Source organism: Planococcus salinarum, assembly GCF_007004625.1.
Classification (GTDB): domain Bacteria; phylum Bacillota; class Bacilli; order Bacillales_A; family Planococcaceae; genus Planococcus; species Planococcus salinarum.
The window spans coordinates 93,909-111,647 of sequence record NZ_VIFV01000004.1; the positions used below are offsets into that span (position 1 = coordinate 93,909).

General features: G+C 47.8%; 17 protein-coding genes. 9 read left to right on the forward strand and 8 right to left on the reverse strand.

The features are described from left to right. Positions 1 to 626 precede the first annotated feature (626 nt). From DIJ65_RS05240 to DIJ65_RS05270, 7 genes are all read right to left on the reverse strand, one after another. Positions 627 to 1,118, reverse strand: coding sequence for a universal stress protein (locus DIJ65_RS05240; RefSeq protein ID WP_117300670.1), 492 nt, complete (start codon positions 1,116 to 1,118; stop codon positions 627 to 629). A gap of 444 nt (positions 1,119 to 1,562) precedes the next feature. Further along, on the reverse strand, positions 1,563 to 2,336 hold the full coding sequence (locus DIJ65_RS05245) for an SDR family NAD(P)-dependent oxidoreductase (protein WP_117300672.1): 774 nt from the start codon (positions 2,334 to 2,336) through the stop codon (positions 1,563 to 1,565). 543 nt (positions 2,337 to 2,879) lie between these two features. Then, positions 2,880 to 3,923: a hemolysin family protein gene (locus DIJ65_RS05250; RefSeq protein ID WP_230321308.1), complete on the reverse strand. Its 1,044-nt coding sequence runs from the start codon at positions 3,921 to 3,923 to the stop codon at positions 2,880 to 2,882. Between the two features lie 76 nt (positions 3,924 to 3,999). Continuing rightward, positions 4,000 to 4,779, reverse strand: coding sequence for a cytochrome c oxidase assembly protein (locus tag DIJ65_RS05255; protein WP_230321309.1), 780 nt, complete (start codon positions 4,777 to 4,779; stop codon positions 4,000 to 4,002). Next, the gene (locus tag DIJ65_RS05260) at positions 4,772 to 5,287 is read right to left on the reverse strand and encodes a DUF2243 domain-containing protein (protein WP_117300678.1); all 516 of its coding nucleotides are present in this window, start codon (positions 5,285 to 5,287) and stop codon (positions 4,772 to 4,774) included. Before DIJ65_RS05260 ends, DIJ65_RS05255 begins: the two co-directional genes overlap by 8 nt. A 171-nt stretch (positions 5,288 to 5,458) precedes the next feature. Next, positions 5,459 to 5,899 carry a YtoQ family protein gene (locus DIJ65_RS05265; RefSeq protein WP_117300680.1) on the reverse strand — a complete coding sequence of 147 codons (441 nt, stop codon included), beginning with the start codon at positions 5,897 to 5,899 and terminating at the stop codon, positions 5,459 to 5,461. A gap of 59 nt (positions 5,900 to 5,958) precedes the next feature. Beyond that, the gene (locus DIJ65_RS05270; RefSeq protein ID WP_117300682.1) at positions 5,959 to 6,180 is read right to left on the reverse strand and encodes a transcriptional regulator; all 222 of its coding nucleotides are present in this window, start codon (positions 6,178 to 6,180) and stop codon (positions 5,959 to 5,961) included. Positions 6,181 to 6,472: 292 nt separating this feature from the next. On the opposite strand from DIJ65_RS05270, the gene DIJ65_RS05275 reads away from it, so the two are divergent. The 7 genes from DIJ65_RS05275 (at position 6,473) to DIJ65_RS05305 (ending at position 15,809) form a co-directional block, all read left to right on the forward strand. After that, the gene (locus DIJ65_RS05275; protein ID WP_117300684.1) at positions 6,473 to 7,639 is read left to right on the forward strand and encodes an exonuclease SbcCD subunit D; all 1,167 of its coding nucleotides are present in this window, start codon (positions 6,473 to 6,475) and stop codon (positions 7,637 to 7,639) included. Continuing rightward, positions 7,636 to 10,719 carry an AAA family ATPase gene (locus DIJ65_RS05280; RefSeq protein ID WP_117300686.1) on the forward strand — a complete coding sequence of 1,028 codons (3,084 nt, stop codon included), beginning with the start codon at positions 7,636 to 7,638 and terminating at the stop codon, positions 10,717 to 10,719. The genes DIJ65_RS05275 and DIJ65_RS05280 overlap by 4 nt, the downstream gene beginning before the upstream one ends. A gap of 157 nt (positions 10,720 to 10,876) precedes the next feature. Next, entirely contained in the window at positions 10,877 to 11,092 is a 216-nt protein-coding gene (locus tag DIJ65_RS05285) for a hypothetical protein (RefSeq protein ID WP_117300688.1), read from the forward strand. Between the two features lie 190 nt (positions 11,093 to 11,282). Beyond that, positions 11,283 to 12,551 (forward strand): acetyl-CoA hydrolase/transferase family protein, encoded by a 1,269-nt coding sequence (locus tag DIJ65_RS05290; RefSeq protein ID WP_117300690.1) that lies wholly within the window; start codon positions 11,283 to 11,285, stop codon positions 12,549 to 12,551. A gap of 741 nt (positions 12,552 to 13,292) precedes the next feature. After that, entirely contained in the window at positions 13,293 to 13,727 is a 435-nt protein-coding gene (locus tag DIJ65_RS05295) for a MarR family winged helix-turn-helix transcriptional regulator (protein ID WP_071152381.1), read from the forward strand. Then, on the forward strand, positions 13,720 to 14,895 hold the full coding sequence (locus DIJ65_RS05300; protein ID WP_117300692.1) for an MFS transporter: 1,176 nt from the start codon (positions 13,720 to 13,722) through the stop codon (positions 14,893 to 14,895). Before DIJ65_RS05295 ends, DIJ65_RS05300 begins: the two co-directional genes overlap by 8 nt. Before the next feature lie 80 nt (positions 14,896 to 14,975). Continuing rightward, complete coding sequence (locus tag DIJ65_RS05305) at positions 14,976 to 15,809, forward strand: STAS domain-containing protein (protein WP_117300694.1); 834 nt, start codon at positions 14,976 to 14,978, stop codon at positions 15,807 to 15,809. Between the two features lie 73 nt (positions 15,810 to 15,882). Here the strand turns inward: DIJ65_RS05305 and trhA are convergent, their stop codons facing one another. Continuing rightward, on the reverse strand, positions 15,883 to 16,530 hold the full coding sequence (trhA, locus tag DIJ65_RS05310) for a PAQR family membrane homeostasis protein TrhA (RefSeq protein WP_117300696.1): 648 nt from the start codon (positions 16,528 to 16,530) through the stop codon (positions 15,883 to 15,885). Between the two features lie 138 nt (positions 16,531 to 16,668). Between trhA and DIJ65_RS05315 the strand changes: the two genes are divergently transcribed. Then, complete coding sequence (locus tag DIJ65_RS05315; protein ID WP_117300698.1) at positions 16,669 to 17,244, forward strand: DUF1836 domain-containing protein; 576 nt, start codon at positions 16,669 to 16,671, stop codon at positions 17,242 to 17,244. Continuing rightward, entirely contained in the window at positions 17,244 to 17,690 is a 447-nt protein-coding gene (locus tag DIJ65_RS05320) for a YaiI/YqxD family protein (protein WP_117300700.1), read from the forward strand. The genes DIJ65_RS05315 and DIJ65_RS05320 overlap by 1 nt, the downstream gene beginning before the upstream one ends. Positions 17,691 to 17,739: the final 49 nt, after the last annotated feature.

The following is a 17,739-nucleotide window of genomic DNA, read 5'->3' on the forward strand; positions in this document are numbered from 1 at the left end:
GTTGAGTTGACATTATAAAGTTGAAATCCTTTTTCCCATCAGGCCGACAGTTGATGAAAATAGAGGGGACTAAAGCCTCCCAGCCATAAATCAGCTACTGCCTAGTTTTGTGGAACAGATAAGGATGAGGGAAGCAGGAGCAATGGCCCCTTTGCAGGCAATGTGTTGCCTGAAGAGAATGGTAACTCTGTTTTATCCGGACGCCAGAACACCGTATTCAACGTGTACGGCCGCTGGAAATCACCGATCAATTCATCGTCGAGATAAAAGCAGGTACATTCACCTATAGAATCAAGGGAGCAAAATCGGCCCAAGCGGTGACAAGTCGATTATCACCTCTGCTACTTCCGCCGCTCTGACCGCCACGACCTGTTATCCATTGGAATTTATCGGCAGATTACCAGACCGCTATATCCTGAATGCTGATCTTGTGAGCAGCGAATAGGATGGACATGATATGTTATTTCATAGAAACGAAACCACCCCTCACCGATAAGGCATCGGTGGGGGGTGGTTTGAAAACACATAGTATGGAGCTCCGGAGTTTATTGGGTGAAACAAATGGTTTTCATAATGAAAACTGTTTAAATGGATCCATCGGGTTTGCACAGTAAGTGGAGAACTAATTACATTCCCTCAGTCTGAGCGCCATTATCAGTTTCCTCATTTATCATGTCGAGATCTCGTCGAACGACCAACACATCACAAGGACTGTTGCTGACAATATGTTGGGATACGCTGCCCATGACGAACTTTTGGAATGCATTCAGCCCCTGGGCTCCACATATGATCAAATCAGTATCCAGCTTGTTAGCGTAATCATGGGCAATGACCTTTTTAGGTAAACCGGGGACGACAAATATATTCACTTCCGACAGACCGGCTGCTTGTGCTTCTTCTTTATAAGCTTCAAGAATCCTTTTCCCGTCCGCAAAAATTGCATCATCAAGATCCGGTATATGTTTTGTCATGGCTGTATAGGAACGGGTATCCACTACATGGATTAAATTCAGCACGCCCTTATTTCGTTTGGCAATTTCAATAGATTTTTTAAACGCCCATTCTGCTTCTTTTGAACCGTCAATAGCTACCAAAATTTGCTTGTATTCCAAAGTCATCCTAATTCCTCCTCCAATTTTTAATCCCACCCTAAAGGTTTAATTCTGCAATAGGTAACAAATACCTCCTTTAGTCTGAATATTTAAATAATTTATATATATTAGATGGAATGATTCTCCATTCAAGAAGTCCGAAACAACCCCATGCGTCAAGAAAAGCTTTCCAACGGACTTTTACTCTCTCAAGAACTAGAAGGACTGTGCACATCTCCTGCTCAATTTATTCCGGTGCCAACCCAGAAAGGAAATGTTCGCAGGAAAAGCAGGATTATAAACCGGCGATTCACCAGGCAGGTAGATCCTGATTGCTGATCTTGTGAGCAGCGAATAAACTGGACCCGATTGTGTCTTTTCGAAAATCAAAGCACCCCGTCTCCGATGTAACCTCGGCGACGGGGTGCTTTGGTTTGAAGTGAGGTGATTATAGGAAACCGGATTTATGGTTCAGCGCGCCCCCATTCCGCCATCAATTCTGTACTGGCTTCCTGTAATGAATTTGGAATCATCACTCGCCAAAAACAAGACCAGCTTCGAAACTTCTTCCATGCTTCCATAGCGTCCCAAAGGAATGCGGGATGAGATATGGGTTCTTACGGCAGAGGGATTATCGATATTCAGAGATTGTTCAATCACCTTCATCATTGCTGAATCCAGAGGCGCGGGGTGGACGGAATTGACGCGGACCGAATCTTTCGCTACTTCCAGTGCAGCAGTTTTGGTAAGTCCGACAACGGCGTGCTTGGAAGCCGAATACAGAGAATTGCCGCTGCTTCCCATAAGGCCGGAAACGGAGGACGTATTGATGACACTGCCGCTTTTTTGAGCGCTCATAATGGGCAATATATGCTTCAGCCCTAAAAAGACTCCGCGTACATTGATATCCATGATTGCTTCAAAATCCTCTACTGTTTGGTCAGTCAGCGGCGCTACCTTTCCGATAATCCCGGCGTTGTTGAAAAAAACATCGATTCTTCCCCATTTCTGCATGACATGCTTCACATAACGTTTCACGTCCTCTTCATCGCTCAGGTTCGCTGCCAACCCGTGTGCTTCTTCCACAGAGCCCAGACTTTCAACCACCGAAGCAAGCGAGTTTTGGTTTATGTCGACCAAAGCCACTTTTGCTCCTTCCTGCAGAAAAAGTTCCGCAGTGCTTCTCCCAAGTGCACCCGCTCCACCAGTGATAATGGCTACTTTGCCTTCCAGTTTTCCGGCCATTAAGTTCCCTCCATCCGATCAGCATCATTAAACTGCTTCAGCGATTTGTGGTTTGTTCACTTTTTCTTCCGCCCAATAGCGGCTTTGTCCAAAAAGGTCTTATATTCGCGTTTAAGGATTCCCACGATGATGCGGTCATAATACCGATTATTTCTGTAGGCATGCTCACGGACCCTGCCTTCTTCCCGCCATACGAATTGATATGTGACGGGGGGGTATTTTGAATTTTAGTGTGGCGCTTGATTGTTAAAACTACGTTAAATCATTGTGGTTTTCTCCCGAAAGCTTATTATATTTTCGTTTCTGGTGAACATAGGCCATAGCGAGAAGGCCAGTTTGTAAAAAAGAGAGAATGGATGAAACAGAATGATTTCCAAATGGCAGCGGATCAAAATGATGCGAAGTTTGAGGAAAATCCTTTGTTTTCCTTTGTTTGAGGAAGTGTGAATTTATGGGGGAGTTGAGGGTGCGAGTGGCGCTTGAATGAGGAAACCGGGAGTGGAATGTAAGCAAGGAAATAGGGACATTGAAAAAGAAAACATCTTATTCCGTTCCATGTTCACTTTTGATGTCCCCAACCAGCTCTTCGAGCAAGTCTTCAATTGTCACCAATCCGGCTGTGCCGCCAAACTCATCCAACACGATGGCCAGGTGGATATTCTTCTCCTGCATTTCCAGGAAGATTTCATCAATCTTTCTTTTCTCGAAAACAAAATGGGGGTTCCGAATAATGTCCTGGATATTGAAAATGCCCGGGGCCATTTCTTCCCGGTAACGGAACAGGTCCTTCAAGCTCAATGTGCCGATAATGTGATCGATGTCTTCTGCATAGACAGGAAACTTGGAGAAGGGGTAGTCTTTTACAATGTGGATAATCTCTTCGAGGCTCTGTTCCGACGAAATGGCAATCATGTCGGTGCGGTGGACCATAATTTCTTCTGCGTTCTTATCATTGAATTCAAAGACTTTTGTAATCATAAATTGTTCCATATCCTCAATGGTGCCTTTCTCTTTTCCAACATCCAGTATCAATCGAATCTCTTCCTCAGTTTCTTCAGGATTTTCTTTATGGGGATCGACGCCGAATAAGCGGATGACAGCATTGGTCGACCCGGATAAGATTTTGACAAAAGGACTGGTTAATTTTTCCAGGAAACGCAACGGGTAAATCAGCAGCATGGAAATCGGCTCAGCTTTTTGCAGGGCCAGCCGTTTGGGTACCAGTTCGCCGAAAACAAGGGTGAAGTATGAAAGTATGATGGTCACCATAACAAGGGAAATTATATGGACTGCGTCTGCTGAAACGGGTATCGCTGTTTGTTGCACATAAAAAGATAATTCATCGGCGAAACTGTCAGCCGCAAATGCACTGGCCAAAAACCCCGCAACAGTAATGCCGATCTGGATAGTCGCTAAAAACTGACTTGGTTCCGCCAACATCTGACTGATCAATTCCGCTTTTTTATGGCCTTTTTCGGCCATTTTTTTCATCTTATGGTCATTTACAGAAATCAAGGCGATTTCAGACGCGGCAAAAAGGGCATTGAGTAAAATCAAGAATATCAATATTCCGAATTCTAATGCCATAATCCATACACCTCGACTGTTTTATTTGATTACAGATTATTGAGAAGGATTGATAAATGTAGTGGAAATATAGAATTTAAGCTGCCGGTATACGACGCGGAGCGGTCGATTTATACCAGTGATAACACAAAAAGAAAATAAGGAAGGCATCAACCACATCGCCTCCGTAATACATCAGCATCGCGCCTGCTTCAGCTTCTGCCCGTGATAGACCTGCCGGAGGATTCGCATAAAGCAGTTTTGCCAGTACCTTATGTCCCGCCAAGGCAAAGATTAAAACAATGGAACGGTAAAGGTAACCATGGCGGTGCGGCGTCACATCAAAGTAGACAAGCGACACTGTCAAAAGGTAGCCCACCAGGAAAATGTGCAGATGGACCAGGGCATAGAAAAGTGCTGAGTCGTGCATCAAATGAAATAGCCCGGTCATATACAGTGCATACAAACCACCGATGTTGAGAGTGGCGGCGGTTGCCGGATGACTCAAAAAACGGAGAGGCCAGCTTTTCAGCAAAGCGGTCACTCTTCTGGCGGCAGCTGTGTTCAAGGTACGCAATAATAAAGTCAGCGGACAGGAGCTGGCGATTAACAGTGGAGCAAGCATGCCCAGAAGAAGGTGGACGGCCATGTGCATCCGGAAGTCCCCGTGCGCCTGTTCAGCCAATGGACCGACCAAAGCGGCGGCTGCGCTGATGACACCAAGCCACCAAAATATAATCCGGTACGCCGGCCATTTCCTGTAATGCCGATTGCTGGATAAAACAGCAGCCACATATGGCAAAGTGGCCAGGAAGATGATGGCCAGAAAAAGAGGCAGAAAGCTCCCGGATTCCTGTAACGAGTGAGTATTATGCACGGGAATTGCCTGCTTTCTTTCGCTTCTGCGAAGTGCGGGTCTGTAAGAGCAGAAACAGGCCGATCAGCAGAAGAAGGACGCCCGCTGTATTCCAGGCCAAGTCATACGGGAGCAGATCCACGCCATATCGGATTTGGTGGATGCTGAGTATTTTATGGTTGATCAGCCCATCAAAAAGCTGGAAAGCCCCAGCCCCCAGAAAAACAGCGCCAATCCACTTTTTCGTCCAGAATGCATTTCTTCGCCGGAGGTCCGCCATCAGGAAAAGTGAAAATATAGCCGCAAACCAGGCAAAGGAATTCAGCAGGCCATCGGAGAAAAGACCGATTCCGTTAGTCGATAGGTCGTAGAAATGATGCCATTGCAGCAATTGGTGGAAAATCACTTCGTCGACAAAAGCCATCGCTCCGATACCGAAAAGCGTGCCCGACCAAAAATTTCGGCTGCTGTACATCGCCCGATTGCCACCCTTTCCATAGACAGTCGGATTTGCAGGGTTAATCGCCATGGAATTCTCCTTTCAATCAATCCGAATTACATCTTGCTGAATATTCTCATGTTACCCGGAATTATGGGGACCTAAGCCACCAGCAAACGCGACTTGGCAGTGCAAACCAAAAAATGGAGAAAAGATGCTTTGAAATCAGCTTCTTTTCTCCATTATTATTGTGTTGAAAACCTAGTCGAAAATATAGGTCAGCGCTTTGATGGCCTGGTCGCACGTTTCCACCGTCGCACTTGCTTTGGCGGACAACTCTTTGAGCGGATGATGCAATTTTTCCGGACGGATGATGATGACCGGCTTGCCGACAGCAAGTGCGGCACTGGCATCCATCGCCGTATTCCATTGTTTGTATTGCTCACCGAAAAGCGCGATAACCAGGTCGGCTTTGTGCATCAGCACACTTGTCCGCAGATTATTGAAGCTTGAAGCAGCGGCATCTTTGTAGACAGCCCCGGGCTGTTCCCCAAGAATTTCTTCACCGATATTGTCCGAACGATCATGATTTTCCATTGGACCGACAAAATCGACCGGCAGATCGAGTGCCAGGGATTTCTTTTTGATTTCGTCGCGCCACGTACTGTGAATTTCTCCTGCAAGATAAACGGTCAGTCTCATAATTCACCCTCCAAAACCCATTTCTTCCAGTGTATCATAATTTGGAAAAGGGATTGGAATCAGACAATCATGCGCTCTTTTTTGATGACGGGAAAGGCTGAAAGCACATTGTCCATCTTGAAAGTCCGCTCCTCTTTCCGCAAAAAGCAATACGCCTGAAACGAATCGCCGCTCACTTTCAGAATTTTGACCCGGCGTTTGCTGATGCTCCCGTCATTCGCCATATACATCATATCGACCAGCTGCTGGTGCTTAAAAGCTTTCAGGATCTGTGCTTTCATGTCTTTCCCTCCTTGGGGTTAGTTTTATTAATAATTTTTATAGCCGATATTCCGCAAAACAGCTTCGAAGACATTAGCCGACGCCGGCGAGGCTAAGTCTTTGCGACGAGCAGTGCGCAGGAGCATAATCTTTGCCCTGTCCAAAGCGCCGGAGCGTTACATCTTTTTATGTTTATTAATATAGAACGTTTGTTCCCATTATAAACTAAATTACCCCCTAAAACAACTAAACAGAATCGTGTATAATGGAACGAACATATATTCTTTTCAGATCAAAGAGAGGAGCAAAACCATGAAAATATTTCACACGGCCGATTGGCATTTAGGGAAGCTCATCCAGGGGATTTACATGACAGAAGAACAGCGTTACGCGCTGCAGCAATTTATAGATGCGATCAAAACAGAACAGCCGGACGCGGTGATTATCGCGGGTGACCTTTATGACCGCGCAGTGCCGCCGACAGATGCAGTCAACTTGCTGGATGAACTGCTGGCGAAAATTGTGCTTGAGCTGGAGACGCCGGTACTGGCAGTCGCTGGCAACCACGACAGCCCGGGGCGCCTGAATTTCGGCAGCCGCCTGATGAAGGATAAAGGCATCCACATTGCCGGCCATGTCCAGAAAGACCCGCAACCGGTCGTACTCGAAGACGAACATGGGGAAGTGCATTTCCACCTGGTGCCGTATACCGATCCGTCGATGGTCCGTTACATTCTTGACGATCCGGCAATTCGCACGCATGACGACGCGCTCCAGGCGATTACCGCAAACATCAAATCGAACTGGGATACGGAAGCGCGCCATATTTTTGTGGGCCATGCATTTGTGACATCGCACGGCGAACAGGAAGAGAATACGAGTGATTCCGAACGCCCGCTGGCGATTGGCGGAGCGGAGCATGTCAGCGCCGCCCATTTGGAAGATTTCCATTACTCAGCGCTTGGCCACTTGCACAAAGCCCATTTTGTGCGGAATGAAAACATCCGTTATTCGGGGTCGCCGCTGAAATATTCGATTTCGGAAGAGCATCATCAAAAAGGATATTTAGTGGTGGAGATGGCTGCCGATGGGAGTGTGTCAGTTGAAAAAAGGCTGCTGGAGCCGCGGCGCAATATGCGCCGGGTGGAAGGGGCAATCGACGATATTCTGCGCCACCAAGTGAGTGAGGATTTTGTCTTCGTGACTTTACTGGACGATGCGCCGGTGCTGTTTCCGATGGAAAAAGTACGATCTGTCTACCCGAACGCGATGCATGTCGAACGCAAGAATTTTATCCGGGAAGCGGTGGAGGCGAGCGGCCAATCGCGGCGCAAGATGGATTCCCTCTCTTTATTCCATGCGTTCTACGAAGAAGTGAAAGGCGAAGGAGCGCCGGATGAAACTGCGACGATTTTTGAAGAAGTGCTGCAGGAATTCCTGCAGGAAGAGCCTGCTGAAAAAAAAGAGGTGAAAGCATGAGACCTTTAAAACTGAAGCTGACGGCTTTTGGTCCTTATAAGGAAACGGAAGAAATCGATTTTAACGATCTCCGGGGGAATCGGCTGTTCGTCATTTCCGGCAGCACGGGCTCCGGCAAGACGACGATTTTTGACGGCATATCATTTGCGCTGTACGGGGCTGCCAGCGGTTCGGACCGCAGCGAAACACGCAATCTGCGGAGTGATTTCGCGGATGATGCGGTGCATACCTGTGTTGAAATGGAATTTGAGATACATAATCAGGTGTACCGGATTCTTCGCGAGATGCCGCACGTCAAAAAAGGAAATAAAAGTCCGACCGGCGAACGCTATGAATTTTTTGAAATCCACGAAGACGGCGAAAAGCCATGTGTCGAACGGCAGATTGTGTCGGAAATCAACCAGCGCATCGAAGAGATTCTGGGGCTGACGCAAAATCAGTTCAGTCAGATTGTCATGCTGCCGCAAGGGGAATTCCGTAAACTGTTGACGTCTGAAACCGATAATAAGGAAGAAATTCTTCGGCGCATCTTTAAGACAGAACCATATAAAATGATCAGCGAACGGTTGAAGCAGAAGCGAGATGCGGCAAAAGATGCGTATGGGCTGGAAGAACAGGTGCTGAAGAGCCGCGTCCGGGACATCAGTGCGTTGCCCGAACGGGAATCCGAATTGTTCGAAGTGCTGGGCAGGGAACAGCACAATATCCATCAGATTCTGGCGGCACTCCAGCTGGAAACGGCTTTCTATAAAGAGAAAATCGCTGATGACCAGATCCGGTACGAAACGCTGTACAAAAAGCATCAGGAAAAACTCGAAAGCTATCACGAGGCGAAAAAATGGAACGGACGTTTTGATGAAAAGCTGGAAAAAGAGCGACATTACAATGCTTTGACGGAACAGCTGCCCGTTGTTGCAGAAAAAGAAAAAGCGGTGCAACAGGCCGAACGCGCTGGTTTTATTGCCCCGATCGAAAGTCTTTACCGGGAACTGCAGGCTAATGAAACGGAAAAACACAAACTGCTCGAACGGGCGGTGGACGAAGAACAGCAAGCCGGACAGGCGAAACTGACGGCGGAAGAGAAGTTCCTGGAGCTGCAGGGCCTAAGCGCCGAACGATCAGCTGCACAGGAGCAGGTGCTTCGCCTGCAGCAGTTATTGCCGCAGGTACAGGACTTGGCGGCGAAAGAAAAAGAAGTTGCCGTTTTGGGCAGCGCGGTCCAGGATGCCGAACAGCGTTTTCAGGCAATCGAAAAACAATTGGCGGCTAAAAAAGAGCAGAAAACAGCCGCTGCTGAAAAGGTCAGTGAGCTGGAGAAACAGACCGACAGCTTTGACAGCAAGCCCGAAGAACTTCGGGTGGCAGAGGATCGCCTGCGCATCGCCAGGGAATTGCTGGCCGTGCAGACGGAAATGAACGCTCAAAAAGCAGTAAGGGGTCAAAAAGAAGAGGTATACAGCGAAGCGCTGACGAAATACAAAGGGATCGAAGAGGATTGGTTTGCCAACCAGGCACACCTTTTGGCTGAGCAATTGAAGGACGGCGAGGCCTGTCCGGTTTGCGGCAGCCATGAGCATCCTGTAAAACACCGGGGAGCGGCGGAAGCGGCTATTACCAAAGAGCAGCTGGATCAGGAAAAATCCCGTTTGGACGCGCTGGATAACGCTTATCGAAATGCTGCGGCACGCTTTGTTTCATTGGAAGAGCAGTGTAAACGCAAGCAGAGCGAGGCGGAAGAACAGGGAATTGCGGATGCCGAAAAAGATATTGCTTCACTGGAGCAAGTCAAACAGCAATTGCAGGAAGACGTGCAAATCCTGCAGCGCTGGAAAACGGAACTTCGAGGATGGAAAACAAAGCTTGCGGAAGGGGTGCAGGAGACGGAAACAGCGGAACAGAAACGCTCGCTCCTCCTGACGGAAGTGAATGACAAGCAATCCGCTTCTGGATCGGCGAAGGCAGTGTTGACTGAAAAGTTGGCGTCGATACCCGAAGAGATGCGCTCGCTTGCCGTTCTGGAGCAGGAGATTCGCCAGGCCGTCGCTAAAAGGGACGAGATGGAAAGAGTCTGGACTGCGGCACAGGAGCTGTTCCAGGGAGCGAAAGAACGATTGGCTTCAGCGGTCATGGCTTTGCAGCACTCCCAAAAGGCTGCCGAAGAAATGACCGGCAAACGCCAAAAAGCGGAAGCGGAGTTCAAGCAGGCGCTGGAGAAATCAGAATTCGAAACGGAAGACGCTTACCAGCGAGCGAAAATGCGCGACTCGGAAATGGAGGAAATGAGACAGCGGATCACGCGTTTCAACCAGGACCGCCATACGCTCGAGCAGCAGATCCGTGAATTGGCCGAACTGCTCGCCGGCCGCAAAAACGAAGACCTGTCCCGTGCCGAAGCTGAACTTGAGCAATTGAAGACGGAATATGAACAGGCATTAGCTCAATTGAATCATTCGAAGGAATACTGTTCAAAAGGTGAGACATTGATCGTCCAGATCACCGAGGCTGTGGAAGGGGCGGCTGAAGCTGAGGCGCAATTAAACCGTGTGGCCGATCTGCACGACATGATCCGCGGACAGAACAGCCTGAAAATTTCGTTTGAGCGCTATTTGCAGATCGAATACCTCGAACAGATTATCCAGGCGGCCAATGAACGGCTGCGTAACTTGTCGAACGGCCAGTTCTATCTGATCCGCAGCGACCGGCAGGAGGCGAGAGGCAAGCAGAGCGGCCTCGGCCTGGATGTCTACGATTCCTATACCGGGCAGACGCGCGACGTCAAAACCTTATCCGGCGGTGAAAAATTCAACGCTTCCCTTTGTCTGGCGCTCGGCATGGCTGATGTCATCCAAAGCTTCCAGGGCAATGTTTCCATCGACACGATGTTCATCGATGAAGGATTTGGTTCACTTGATGAAGAATCTTTGAATAAATCGATCGAAACGTTGATTGACCTTCAACGGTCCGGCCGCATGATCGGTGTCATCTCGCATGTGCAGGAACTGAAAGCGGCAATCCCGGCCATTCTGGAAGTAAGAAAGTCGAAGGAAGGCTTCAGCAAAACCAGCTTCCACATCAAATAGAAAGATTTACCATCCAACGTTTAAAACCCTTACGAAATGTGAACTTTAATAGTACAGATAAAAGTCCGGGGGATCCCACATCATCTTATTCAGAAGAGTTTTAAAATATGAATGGTGTTTCCTGTTAAAGTCAGTTTCATGGAAAGGAGTCCGGAAGATGAATAAATTCAGCTACAGATCCAGAATCCTGTATTTCGGCCTGTTCGCTTTCTTCACTCTTGGGTTTTTCCTGCTGCAGCTTTACTCAATCCTGAATAATGATTTGGGAACCAGCGCCTACGTCCGGCTGATTCTTTGGGGATTGATGCTGGCGTTCGGAATTGGCGGCATTTTTTACACTATGGCAAAAAATAAGAAAGAGCGCGGACAATAGTCTGCGCTTTTTTTGTTTTGGGGCTTAATGGGCGCTTCCGCATTTCGGTAGTGTCCAGACTCCAGCGGCCCAGCTCTTCCGCATTTCAGTATTTGCAGAAAAGGGCGAATTTCGCGGAAAGTTTGCAAATACGGGGATAGGTAATATATATGATAAAGTGATTGGTATCTTATAAGCGGGAGTGAAGAGCATGACAAAAAAATTGAATACTCAGGAATTGCTGGGGCTGATCGATAAAGGTGCGGACATCATCATACCGATTGCCAACGGTGAACCTGTTAAATTGTTGGATATACTGGAAGAACATGCGGACGGGTTGCAGGACGTAAAGATCCATCAGATGCTGGCATTGCGTGAACGCAGCTACATCAAAGGCGAACTGGAGCATTTAAAGCATGTGTCCTACTTCCTGAGCGGCGCCACGCGAAAAGTGTACCAGCAGGCGAAGATGGAATTGGTACCGAATAATTTCCATGAAATTCCGCGTTTATTGAAAAAGACGACTAAAATGTCGATGATCATGACTGTGGCTTCACCAATGGATGAGCATGGTTACTTCACCTTTGGAACCCAGGCGGATTACGTCGCTGAATTTGTCGGCGAAGTTCCGTTCGTACTTGAAGTGAATGAAAACATGCCGAGAACGTATGGCCATAACCATATCCATATCAGCCAAATTGCTGGGTTCGTCGAGCATCACGCGCCATTGTCCGAAGAAAAAGCAGGAAGCATCAGTGATAAGGATCTGATGATTGCGTCTTCGATTATTGAAGATATCAAAGACGGCGATACCCTCCAAATCGGCATCGGTTCGGTGCCGAATGCAGTCATCAGCATGCTGAAAGACCATCGCCACCTCGGCATTCATACGGAAATGCTGCCGGACGGCGTCGTGGATCTGGTAAAAGCGGGAGCGGTCGACGGCACACGCAAATACACCAACCGCGGCAAAGTGATTGCCACTTTCGCCTACGGTTCCCAAAAGCTTTATGATTTTCTCGACAATAACCCGGTCGTGGAATTTCTTCCGGTCAGCACGGTCAACGACCCGCGGGAAATTGCGAAGGAAAAGAATATCGTTTCGATCAATGCAACAACGGAAGTGGATCTTATCGGTCAATGCGCATCTGAAACTGTTGGCGGCAAATACTATTCATCGAGCGGCGGACAAGTGGATTTTTCAAGAGGCGTCCGTTTTGCTGAAAACGGCAAAGGCTATATCTGCATGCCTTCCACGGCCAAAGGGGACACCCTGTCCCGTATCAACCTGCAATTGGCTCCGGGATCAGTCGTTACCACCGGCAAAAACGATGTGGACAATATTGTCACAGAATACGGCGTCGCCCGCCTGCACGGTGTTTCCATTTCTGAGCGCGCCAAGCGCCTGATCGGCATCGCGCATCCGAAATTCCGTGACGAATTGATGTTTGATGCGAAGAAGAACGGAATCATCATTTAGAGGGTGAAGTGTTTCTTCTATATAAATGTGGTTGTATGAAATAACAATATGGAATGAACCGGGGATCGCGTTGCTGATCTCCGGTTTTTTTGTTGTGAGGCGGTAAAGAAGGTTTTGTTCGATGGGAAAATTAAACAATTTTTTCTGAGAATGAGTAGTGAATTGAAACAGAAAGTATTTCAGTGAATTTGGAAAGTATTCGATGTATTTTGGAAATTATCTCCAAATACTAGGAAATATTTTTTGTGACTTTCAAAGTTTGATCCCGTTTTCGGGTTCAAGCCATGCAATTGGCGCGGCTCAAAATCGCAATGGACAGTATTTCATCGATAATGGACAGTATTGGAACTCCAACGGACAGTATTTGAGCCGTAATGGATAGTATGCCCATAAAATGGAAATAAAATCAATTGCCCGTCCCACAACAATCCGTTTACAAAAACAAATACCGCACCAACGGATGGTTTTCGCAAGGCGGAAACCATCCCGGGAACATTCGCGCCAGCGGATGTTCTTTCATCTTTAAGTTACAGTTATAAAATCGGCCGCATTCCAAGGATTTAACCCCTGATTGGCAAAAACCCGGGCGCGGCAGGACCGCCCCCGCCCACTGGTCAGTCCGCTGGCTGCGGGCTGATTTTCTGAACTGCGGAGGAATCCGTCACCTGCCAGGAGGGGTTTACTTTCCCGCTCCCCGCCCATATACTTACTTAGGTAAGTAATTTTTGGGGAGCGGTTTGCATGGAGAATTTATTGTTTCATGAGATTCATCAGAAATCTCGATTGGCTGTCAAAGAAGCCAATGAGGTTCTGAAGGAATTTGAATTATACAGCGCGCAGTGGTCGATCCTGTTTTGCCTGAAGCAATTCGGGCCCATGACGCAAAAAGAAATATGGCAATACCTCAATGTAGAGGCGCCGACTGTGACGAGAACCTTGGCGAAGCTTGAAGAAAGCGGCTGGGCCGGAAGGAAAGAAGGGCCGGACAAACGCCAGCGCATCGCCTGTCTGACACCGAAGGCAGAAGCGAAAGTCACGGAAATCGAACAGCGGATCACCGGACTTGAAGACGGCATGCTGGCGGATTTGACGAAGGAAGAGCAAGAACAACTGAAGGGCTTGCTGAAAAAGATCAAATCACCTGCCCGGACTGAAAAGGATGTACAGAATGGTTGAGAAAAGCCTCATTTGGACAAAAAGCTTCATCAATATATCGGTCAGCACTTTTTTTATATTCACCGTATTTTATGCGTTACTGACGTATATTCCACTTTATGTACTGGAGGACTTGGACGGAACGGTGACTGAAGGAGGATTGGCGACATCTGTATTCCTGGTGAGTGCCATCCTCATGCGTTTTTTTGCCGGCATGATCCTGGATAAGTTCGGCAATAAGGAAGTGCTTGTTTTTTCGGTGCTGATGTTCACCGTCAGCACCGTTCTGTATATTTTCGTGGGAACCCTGACGGCGCTCCTGCTGCTGCGTTTCTTCCATGGAATCTGGTTCAGCCTGTTGACGACAGTCGCAGGAGCGATTGCCGCAGACATCATTCCGCCGGAGCGGCGGGGTGAAGGGATGGGCTATTATGCGATTGCGATGAATCTTGCGGTCGTTGCCGGTCCATTCATTGCACTGACTCTGCAGCCATTTACTGATTCAAAAATAATATTTATTGTGTTCAGTATAATCATGGCCATCGGTTTTATTTGCGTGCTGTTCGTTAAGGTGCAAAAATTCCCTCGGGAAATGGCCGTCCGGCGTAAACTTTCCATCAGCAATTTCCTGGAAACGAAGAGCATGCCGATTGCCAGTGTCGGGTTTCTCATTTCATTTGCATATGCGAGCATCATCACTTTTATCTCTGTTTATGCCGATTCACTCGGCCTGTTGCAGACAGCCAGCTTTTTCTTTGTCGTTTATGCAGTCTCCATGCTGCTTGTCCGGCCGTTCACCGGCAGGATCTTTGATGCGAAGGGACCGGATTACGTCATCATCCCTTCGCTCATCCTTTTCGCGCTTGGCTTATTGATGCTCAGTTACACCGAATCATCCTGGATGCTCCTGGTATCCGGTGCACTGATTGGATTGGGCTATGGCACCTTGTTGCCAAGCTTTCAAACACTGGCAATCCAGGCTGCAGAAAAGCACAGGAGTGCGTATGCCACAGGCACGTTTTTCGCTTTTTATGACAGCGGCATTGCAATCGGCGCAGTTTCTCTTGGCATGATAGTGGGATTTCTTGGCTATTCGGGTCTGTACTTGTTTCTTGCAGTTTTTATTCTGCTGACCGGCATTTATTATAAATGGCTCAGTTCGATAACTCCCGATTCCCGAAAATCCTGAACCGGGAATAACTTTGTCAAATGAGGATTATGCATTATACTTAAAGGATAGACTGCAATCAAAAGGGGTTTTCAGTATCCATGGAACAAAAGAGCACGGAATTATACAATTATATAATTGGAAATAAAGAGCTGATGACAAAAGAGTGGCTCGCCAGCCGCAAAAAGAATGACGGTTCCATGTACTCCAGTAATGTGTCTCCGCAAATCGAGGAGCAATTGAAAAGCCAGAACGATGCGTTCATCGTGGCAGTGACTTCCGTATTCATAAGCGAGGAAGAAGATTTCCTGCAAGCTTTGGAAAATTGGGTTGAAACGATTGCGACGGCCAGAGCACGCCAGGCGGTGCCGTTGCATGAAGTGATTGCACAAATTCGCGTATTCCGCGGCATCTACTGGGGCTACGTGCGCAAATTTTTCCAGGAGGACAATGACGCGAACAGCGAGGATGCGTTAAACTGGGCCGAAGTGTTGAACGACTCATTCGATTACATCATCGAACGGTTCGCCATCCGCCATTACGAAGCCGATCAGCAAATGCTGGAAAACCAGAAACAGATGATTTATGAATTGAGCAGCCCGGTCATCCCGATTAAAAAAGGGGTCGGCATCCTGCCGTTGGTGGGGGATATTGACACCCACCGCGCGAAAATCATCCTGGAAACAGCACTTGAGCAAAGCATCAAGCAACAACTGGATACGCTCTATATCGATTTGTCGGCAGTGGCTATCATCGATACGATGGTCGCGCAGCAGATTTTCCAGGTGATGACGTCCCTGAAGATCATTGGCGTCCAGTCGGTCCTTTCGGGCATAAGACCCGAAATCGCACAAACGGCCATCACACTTGGCATCGATTTCAAAGACATCAAAGTTCATGCCAACCTCATGCGTGCATTGGAAAAATTGACGTAAAAATAAAACCAGCGGCTAAGTAAAACCAGCCGCTGGTTTTTTCATGTTTCATTTAAATAACAGTTTTTCGATTTCACAGCACATAAAAGTAAACCGCGAGAAAGTGGCACAGGCTGCCCAGCAGGATGAAGATATGGAAAATCTCATGAAAGCCGGCATATTTGAATGACAGGAAATTCGGCTTTATGGCGTAAATGATTCCGCCGACTGTATACATGATGCCACCGCCTATCAATAGCGCCAAGCCGATTGCCGAAAGGTTTTCAGCGAGCGGCACCACTGCAAAAACGATAATCCAGCCCATGACGATGTAAATCGCGGTGGACAGCCAGCGCGGCGAGTGGAACCACACCATTTTAAAGAGGATGCCGCTGATTCCGAGTGCGGCGACCAGGATGAAAACGGCCCAGCCGAGTGTGCCGTCGAGTGCGATCAGGCAAAACGGGGCATAAGATCCGGCAATCAGCAGGAAAATCATCGAATGGTCCAGTTTCCGCAGGAACGCGATGGTCTCGACCTTTGCTTTGGCTGAATGGTAAACGGTCGATGCCGTGTACAAGGCAATCAGGCTGACGCCAAAAATGACAACCGCCACAATATGGACCGCCTGCATGTTTTCGACACTCGCTTTGATGACCATTGCAAGGAGCGCTGCGACAGACAGGACAGCTCCGATGAGATGGGATATGGCGTTAAAGGGCTCTCTGAAATATAGCTGCATGTGAATATCTCCTCTGTTTTACGTAGTTATTGAAACTACTTATAATAATATAGATAGTTATTTATGTAGTCAAGCTTGGCGAATTTGCAATCATGGTATAAAATTAAGAGAATAGTTTTACTGAGGAGGAATGTTTACATGGCGGATATCCAGGAGATAATCGACAGGCTGGCTTTGGATAAACAGATTCCGGTGGAAGAAATTCCGAAAATCGATTTATACATTGACCAGGTCATACAATTATTCGACACCGGATTTTCAGAAATGAAGAGAAATCCGGAAGATAAGATCCTGACCAAAACGATGATCAACAATTACGCCAAAGGCAAATTGTTTTTTCCGGTCAGCAATAAGAAATATTCCCGAAATCATGTCATGTTAATCAGCCTGATTTATCAGATGAAAAGCGCCTTGTCTATTAACGACGTGAAACAGGTTCTTGCCGGCATCAATGACAAGGCGGCGCAAAAAGAAATCGACCTCAGCAGCTTTTATGAAAGCTATTTGGAAGTTCAGCGCTCCAACGATGAATTGTTCAAAGGGAATCTCGAACAGCAGCTCAGCAGAACTGAAGCGGAATCTGCCGGGTTCGGGAAAGACCGCGAAGAAATTGAAAAGGTGCTCCTCATCGCTTCGCTCGTCCATATGAGCAACCTTTACAGAAGAGCAGCAGAAATGCTGGTCGATGAGATGGCGGAAGGGAAAGAGGCCTGATGGTGAAAATATTGATAGATGCAGACGGCTGTCCGGTAGTGGATCAGACTATCATTGCAGCCCGCAGGTTTAAATTGGATGTGATCCTGCTATGTGATACATCACATGAAATGTACAGGGAAGGCGCTGAGACGGTCACTGTTTCCAAGGGGCCGGACGCCGTCGATTTTGTGCTGGTCAACCGGGTGAAAAAAGGGGATGTTGTCGTCACGCAGGATTACGGCCTGGCTGCCATGGTTCTGGCGAAGCAGGGCTACCCGATCGATCAGAACGGCCGGCTCTATTCGGAAGAGAACATTGATCAGCTTCTGCACGGCCGCCATGTTGCCAAAAAAATCCGGCAGGGCGGCGGCCGCATGAAAGGGCCGAAAAAGCGCAAACCGGAAGACAATGAAAAATTTACGGCAAACCTTATGGATTTAATCGAAAAAATAGCTGGGAACTAAAAGATGGAAACGGTCCGCAAGGGCTGTTCCGTCGTTTTTTTATTTCCGG

Excerpts from the sequence above, each read along its gene's own strand:
- DIJ65_RS05245 (WP_117300672.1), bottom strand. The coding sequence starts at position 2,336 with ATGGCCGGAAAACTGGAAGGCAAAGTAGCCATTATCACTGGTGGAGCG.
- DIJ65_RS05290 (WP_117300690.1), top strand. The coding sequence starts at position 11,283 with ATGACAAAAAAATTGAATACTCAGGAATTGCTGGGGCTGATCGATAAA.
- DIJ65_RS05285 (WP_117300688.1), top strand. The coding sequence starts at position 10,877 with ATGAATAAATTCAGCTACAGATCCAGAATCCTGTATTTCGGCCTGTTC.
- DIJ65_RS05305 (WP_117300694.1), top strand. The coding sequence starts at position 14,976 with ATGGAACAAAAGAGCACGGAATTATACAATTATATAATTGGAAATAAA.
- DIJ65_RS05280 (WP_117300686.1), top strand. The coding sequence starts at position 7,636 with ATGAGACCTTTAAAACTGAAGCTGACGGCTTTTGGTCCTTATAAGGAA.
- DIJ65_RS05320 (WP_117300700.1), top strand. The coding sequence starts at position 17,244 with ATGGTGAAAATATTGATAGATGCAGACGGCTGTCCGGTAGTGGATCAG.
- DIJ65_RS05295 (WP_071152381.1), top strand. The coding sequence starts at position 13,293 with ATGGAGAATTTATTGTTTCATGAGATTCATCAGAAATCTCGATTGGCT.
- DIJ65_RS05260 (WP_117300678.1), bottom strand. The coding sequence starts at position 5,287 with ATGGCGATTAACCCTGCAAATCCGACTGTCTATGGAAAGGGTGGCAAT.
- DIJ65_RS05275 (WP_117300684.1), top strand. The coding sequence starts at position 6,473 with ATGAAAATATTTCACACGGCCGATTGGCATTTAGGGAAGCTCATCCAG.
- DIJ65_RS05300 (WP_117300692.1), top strand. The coding sequence starts at position 13,720 with ATGGTTGAGAAAAGCCTCATTTGGACAAAAAGCTTCATCAATATATCG.
- DIJ65_RS05270 (WP_117300682.1), bottom strand. The coding sequence starts at position 6,180 with ATGAAAGCACAGATCCTGAAAGCTTTTAAGCACCAGCAGCTGGTCGAT.
- DIJ65_RS05315 (WP_117300698.1), top strand. The coding sequence starts at position 16,669 with ATGGCGGATATCCAGGAGATAATCGACAGGCTGGCTTTGGATAAACAG.
- DIJ65_RS05250 (WP_230321308.1), bottom strand. The coding sequence starts at position 3,923 with ATGGCATTAGAATTCGGAATATTGATATTCTTGATTTTACTCAATGCC.
- DIJ65_RS05265 (WP_117300680.1), bottom strand. The coding sequence starts at position 5,899 with ATGAGACTGACCGTTTATCTTGCAGGAGAAATTCACAGTACGTGGCGC.
- trhA (WP_117300696.1), bottom strand. The coding sequence starts at position 16,530 with ATGCAGCTATATTTCAGAGAGCCCTTTAACGCCATATCCCATCTCATC.
- DIJ65_RS05240 (WP_117300670.1), bottom strand. The coding sequence starts at position 1,118 with ATGACTTTGGAATACAAGCAAATTTTGGTAGCTATTGACGGTTCAAAA.